Annotated in this window: 1 pseudogene; it reads left to right on the forward strand. The window is 79.5% G+C overall.

What is annotated here, in order from left to right:
* Nucleotides 1-86 precede the first annotated feature (86 nt).
* Nucleotides 87-297 (forward strand): annotated as a pseudogene (locus ACFV4N_RS28715) (tylosin resistance protein TlrC); the annotation flags it as partial.

Here is a 297-nt window from a genome sequence, read left to right on the forward strand (position 1 = left end):
GGCCCGGGTCGCGGTGGCGCGCCTCGCGGGGCTTGGGGTGGCGTTACGCCTCCCGGATGATGCTGCGGGGGGGGTTGTTGGCCCCAGGCCCCTTCCGGGCCAGGGGCCGCGGCCACGGCGCCATGAGCCGCGTCCGCAACGCCAAGGAACGGGTCGGCCGGCTGACCGCCAACCCGGTGGCGCCGCCGCCGGAACCGCTCCGGTTCACCGCGCGGCCGCGGGGCGGCGGGGGAGGAGCGGAGTGGGTGGCCAGGCTGGCGGACGTGCGGGTCGGCGACCGGTTGCGGGACGCGGAGC

Origin of the sequence: Actinosynnema sp. NPDC059797 (assembly GCF_042732085.1) — a bacterium.
In the GTDB taxonomy this organism is placed as follows: domain Bacteria; phylum Actinomycetota; class Actinomycetes; order Mycobacteriales; family Pseudonocardiaceae; genus Actinosynnema.